The organism is Chloroflexota bacterium (genome assembly GCA_035652535.1).
In the GTDB taxonomy this organism is placed as follows: domain Bacteria; phylum Chloroflexota; class UBA6077; order UBA6077; family SHYK01; genus DASRDP01.
Genome location: DASRDP010000067.1, coordinates 1 through 5,348, shown reverse-complemented (window position 1 = coordinate 5,348; position 5,348 = coordinate 1). Strand labels below are relative to the sequence as shown.

Here is a 5,348-nt window from a genome sequence, read left to right as displayed (position 1 = left end):
TCAAAGCCGAACTGCCGAACATCGACGAGGCCATCCGCTTCCCTATCCCGTTCTTACTCGACGACGTCAGCGTCCGCCTTGGCCCTTGGAGTGGATACCATCTGTTGGCGCATCACCAATCTGGTGTTGTGCGCTGCTCGGAGGCAACCGCATCTGGCCATCCCCGGAGAACATCCGCGCGGGGGTACGAATCCATCTCTAACGTCTCGCCTGCCCGACCCGGATTATGCGGACGACGGCGGCGCGCGCGCAGTAGAGGCCGACCCCGAGCCCAACGACGGCAAGCCCGGTGAGCTTCAGCCCCACGGGGGCCTGAAGCGCGAGGTAGAGTCCTGCTGCGCCACCCAGCGCCAGCAGCACACGGAGCGCGGGGACGCGCAGGCTCTGATCGGGATGCCGGGACACGAGTCGGATCGCGGCCAGGCTGGTGGCCGCGTAGCAGAGTCCAATCAGGAACATCCCCGCGTCGATCAAGCGAGACAGCTCCAAAACACGACCCGCAGCGATCCCAAAAATCCCCTGGACGACGAGGGCTACCACAGGCGTTCCGAACCGGGGAGAGACCCAGGCGAATGGCCGTGGGAGAAATCCGTCGGCGGCCATTGCATAGCTCAGCCGCGCCACGCTCAGCGTGTATACGTCGAATGCCGCCGATATGCTGACCAGCCCGCCGAGGCTCATCAATACTCCTGACGGCAACCCGGCCCAGCCCAGCTCCCGCGTGAGCGAATCCAGGGCGTCGGCCAGGGGGTGTGAGGACCGAGCCGCGTCCTGCCACGGGACCGCCACCGTCGTCGCGAACGTTGTGAGGAGATACACGAGGGTGCAAATGGACACAGCCGTGAGCAGTCCACGCGGCATCGTCTTGCGCGGCTCCTGTATTTCGCTCGCGGGCAGGACCGCGAGCTCAAAACCCGCGTAGGCGAGGAAGATGAGGATCACGGCGGGTCCAAATCCACCCCACCCCAGGGGAGCGAACGGCTCGAGCCTCTGGCTCACCAAACCCGGGCGCGCAACGGCCGTCGCGATTCCTGCGCCGATCAGGACGAGCAGTGGGATCAGCTTCGCCAGGGTCAGAACGTCGTTGAGCCGACCGCTCGCCCGGACGCCGACGATGTTGACCACCGTCACGCAGGCGACGAGCCCCACAATGATCGACAGTCGCGCTGGCTCGCCCAGGCCCGGGACGAAGTAGGTCACGTAATTCAGGAACGCCGTCGGAAAGACCGGTAGGAGCACGACCTCTCCCAGGTACAGGCTCCAGCCGGCCGTGAAGCCGGCCAGCGACCCATATGCATGGCGCACGTACGCGTACGTCCCGCCCACCTCCGGGTAGATGACGGCGCACTGCATGAAGGCGAGCACGATGAGGGCCGCCATGACCCCAGCAACGGCCCATGCGGCCATCTGGGCCGGACCCAGGTACCCGGCGCCGAGAGACGCCACGATGTAGACGTCCGCGCCGATCTCCGCCCCGAGCACGAGGAGCGTGAAGTCGAGGGCATTGAGGTCCCGGCGGAGTCCGGCGGCGGCGCTACCTCTGAGGAGACCGGTCAAACCGTCCCGGCTATCCACGCTCGCCTACACCCGCCTGTGTTGCTGCCGGCTGGCAGAGACAGTGCGCTCCTCCACGATCGATGACACGGGTGGGAACGCGGGCACAAACCCGGGGTATCCTATCAGGCTGACGGCGGATGGAGTGATCGGATGGCCCTCGGCAAGCTCTGGTGCGCGGCCCTGGGCGCTGCGCTCGTCATCGCCTGCGCATCGCCAGCGCAGCAAGCACCGTCGTCGTCGGCCGCGCCATCGGGGAACGCCGCGCCCAAGCGGGTCGTCGCGGCGCTCATGGTAGACCCGCCAACGGTGGTGTTGCAGGCGGCCTCGGGCACGCCACCCGGCCTCGACGTGTTGGACATGCTGGTCGATTCCGGACTGACGGTCTTCGACGACAAGGCGGTCCGCATTCCCCAGCTCGCCGAAGACGTACCCACCATCGAGAACGGCCAGTGGCAGCTCCTTGCTGACGGCAGAATGGACACAACCTGGCGCATCAAGTCCGGCGCCGTCTGGCACGACACCACGCCATTGACCTCAAGCGATCTGGCCTTCGCTCTGGAAGTCGACCAGGACAAAGACCTGCCCCACACCGTGAATGCCAACCTGCGTTTCCTCGACGGCTACGATGTGAGCGACGACCGGACAATCACGGTGCACTGGAATCAGCCCTTCATCGACGCGGATTCGCTCTTCACGCCGTCCTTCGTGCCGCCGCTCCCGCGCACGGAGTTCGTGCCGGCGAAGGAGCAGTGGCCCGATCGGCTCCAGCGCGAGCACGCGCGCAACGTGTACGTCTAGCTGGGCGAACGGGGGATCGCGCCACCACGACGCGCTCGGCGCCACCGGGAGGGACGGCCGACGGCCACGTCTCCGCCACTCCGTTACTCGTTGGTCCACCAGACGAGCCCGTACTGGGGGCTCGACGGAGCGTCAAACCCCGAGCCACTCGGAACGAGAACGCGTTCCAGATGCGCCCGAATCCGATCGTCGTGCTCGTGGTGATCCGCTGGAAGAAAGAGCTGATTGCGCGCTTGAGCCAGCGCGTCGTCGGTGTCTCGGTAACGCTGGGCGTCGGCGCGGCGGGCAAGCCTGACGTTCGCGCGAATGCCAATGGAGAAGAGGAGATTGTAGAGGTCCAGGAGCCCCGGCTCGGGAGGCCGTCGCACACCCCAGATCTCCTCCCACAGCGGGTCGACCATCGTGCCCATCTGGTCGACGCGGATGATAATGACGCTCGTACGGCGCGTGTGGGCGTCGAGCTTTTGAACGAAGGGGACGACGTCGGCGATGGGATAGAGCACGTTGGCGCAGAGGACCACGTCCGCTGGTTCGACGGCCGCGTCCTCCCAACGGCTTGGAACGACCGAGACGTTGTCGCAGCCATGGGCCACCAGCGTGCGCTCGAGCTCGGCGCGCATCGATTCCGCGGGCTCGACCGCCGTCACGTGAGCGGCGACTTGCGCCAGGGGCACGGCGTACCGGCCGGTGCCGGCGCCGACGTCGAGCACGGTGTCTCCGGGATGGACCAGGTCCAGCAGCGCAAGGGTCAGCGGGTCCGTTTTCGGATCTGTGGCTTCTACCCGCCTCGCAAACCGCTCAGCCCGGGTGTCCCAGAATCGCGTCTGAGGTCCCTGGCGTGCCAGGCCCTCGATCACGTCACGCCGATGCTCCACAAGCTGGACCCAGTGTTCGACCCAATCGACGCCCCCGGCGCAGATGGGCGAAGCAAGAGCGCTCATGCATCCTCCACGAAGCTGCTTGGCTCCGACCTGATATGTGCTCAGAACGGCGTGCTGGGAGAGGCGAGCGCAACGCGAATGTCGTGGGCCCCTCCGTCCGGCACCCGCACGGTCAGCACGCCGTTCCCATCATCCATGCGCGAGCCGGCGGTGTCCGACCCATCGACGCTGACGATAGCAACTCCGGGCGCATAGACCCAGAGTTGGCCGCTGTCCACGGGGGCGGGCTGGACGTGAATATCGAGGGCCCCGCCCGGCCCCACGGACCAGCTCCGGTCGCCCCACAGAACGCCCGGTGCGCGACGTAGCGCCAGGAGCCGGAGATGCCGGGCAGGCACCGTTGTTGTCAGGTCGGCGCCGCTTGTGAAGGCCCGCCGAGTCTCGGGATCGAACGCGACCACAGTGCCGGTCGGCGCTACACCGTAGGCGGTCAGGTCGACCGTCATCGTGCGCGGCCATCGGGCCAGGTTGAGCAGGCCGAGGTAGGTCGTACCATCGATCGTCGTCGCGAAGGTCTCGGGTGGCACCCCGCTGCCAAAAATCGGGCGCTCGGCAAAAGGACGAAGGGCCGCGAGGTACTCGCGATACATCCGCTCCGTGCGACTGGGAAGCGTCGTGAGATCGACGCTGACCACCACCTCCGCTTGCATCGCCACGGCGGCGGCGAGCCACTGGCGCTGGATCTCGGCATAGTCGTCCCCGCCGAAGATGTATCCCAGGTTCGGACGACGACCCTGGAGCTGCTGCCCCAGGATAGCGTGGGTGATCTGCTCGACGAGGCCCGCGTACGGAAATGGATGGGAGAAGGCGGGATAGTCGTCCGCGAGATGCCATGTGCGAGCATAGCTTCGCGCCAGCGGAGGCGCGGCGTAGTTACCCTCGATCCAAGCGTCCGGATCGTGACGGGTGAGCGCCGACCACATGAGGCGATAGACGGCCATCGTCTGCGCAACGCCGGGTGTAGACGCTACGGAGAGCAGATCCTCGAGGGGGACGGTCTCGTCTCGAAACGGACCACCATCGCGTCCGATGACGCCTACCATGTCCAGCGCCACCCCATCCGCGTCGAAGTCCACCACGAAACGTCGTGCAAGGTCCTCAAAGTAGTCGCGAACGTCCGGATTGGCCAGGTCGTAAACGTAGGTGCCTCCCTCATCGTCCTCCTCGATCGGGATCAGCCAGTCTGGATGGTCACGCACAAATCCCCGAAGGACAACCCACCAATCCGCGTCCGGATGCGTGTCCACCCACGGCGCCGATGCGTACAGGACGACGGCGACGCCGCGAGCGTGCGCATAGTCGATCAAGTCACGCATCCCAGAGGGGAACTTGTCCGAGTCCACGAGCCCGAGCTCGCCATCTGGATCATCACCGGCGCGGTACCAGCCCGCGTCGATCGTGATGGTCCAGGGCCCGAGGTCACCGAAGCGGTCCGCGATGGTATCGACCTGCGCGCGCAGCGCGTTCTCGTCCACGTCGCCGCCGTACACGTACCAGCTGTTCCACATCTGTCGAAAGCTCGGAGGGACGTCGGGGGACGGCGCGATCCGATCAAGGACTGCGCGGTAGTCGGCGAAGGCTGGGCCAGGCTCTGGCGTCTCGACTCGCTGTACGTAGAGGCGAGGCGCGGAGTCGGGCTCCGCCGCGCGCGGGCGGACCTCGGCGCTCAGCTCGAACCGTCCATCCTCGGGATACGCGAGGTACAGAACGCCTCGCCCCACGGTCTCGTCCAGCAAACTCAGAACGTACCCGTGCTGGGCGCCGGCGCTCCACACCAGGAGTGGGCCCCCGGCCGGTAGAGGGATCGACAGCGGCGCATCGCCGGGCGAGATGGTCCGTTGAACGACGCCAACGCTGAGGAGGGTGAAAAGGTCCACTGGTCCCGGAAGATCCAACCCGCCACTTCCCGGTGTGAAGAAGGTGAAGCCTTCTGGTGCGAGCCCGTTCGACGACACTTCGTAGATCAAGGACGGATGGCTGGTCGCAGCCGTCACGGCGACGGTCGCGCCCCCGACGCCGTCACTGGTCCGGTAATCAGCGACGGACCGGCGG

General features: G+C 66.6%; 4 protein-coding genes. 1 reads left to right on the top strand and 3 read right to left on the bottom strand.

Translation table 11 applies throughout. From position 1 onward, the window contains the following. Nucleotides 1-198: 198 nt before the first annotated feature. Nucleotides 199-1,575 carry an APC family permease gene (locus VFC51_07620; protein ID HZT06885.1) on the bottom strand — a complete coding sequence of 459 codons (1,377 nt, stop codon included), beginning with the start codon at nucleotides 1,573-1,575 and terminating at the stop codon, nucleotides 199-201. A 132-nt stretch (nucleotides 1,576-1,707) separates the two neighbouring features. Here VFC51_07620 and VFC51_07615 point away from each other — a divergent pair, with 132 nt between their 5' ends. Continuing rightward, on the top strand, nucleotides 1,708-2,355 hold the full coding sequence (locus VFC51_07615) for an ABC transporter substrate-binding protein (protein ID HZT06884.1): 648 nt from the start codon (nucleotides 1,708-1,710) through the stop codon (nucleotides 2,353-2,355). Between the two features lie 83 nt (nucleotides 2,356-2,438). Here VFC51_07615 and VFC51_07610 read toward each other — a convergent pair whose 3' ends face one another. After that, nucleotides 2,439-3,296: a class I SAM-dependent methyltransferase gene (locus VFC51_07610; protein HZT06883.1), complete on the bottom strand. Its 858-nt coding sequence runs from the start codon at nucleotides 3,294-3,296 to the stop codon at nucleotides 2,439-2,441. Between the two features lie 41 nt (nucleotides 3,297-3,337). Beyond that, nucleotides 3,338-5,348: alpha-galactosidase (locus VFC51_07605; protein HZT06882.1), on the bottom strand; the 2,011-nt coding region annotated here is incomplete at its 5' end.

What these genes read in the sequence shown, in the direction of transcription:
- VFC51_07610 (HZT06883.1), bottom strand. Translation starts at nt 3,296, where the DNA reads ATGAGCGCTCTTGCTTCGCCCATCTGCGCCGGGGGCGTCGATTGGGTC.
- VFC51_07615 (HZT06884.1), top strand. Translation starts at nt 1,708, where the DNA reads ATGGCCCTCGGCAAGCTCTGGTGCGCGGCCCTGGGCGCTGCGCTCGTC.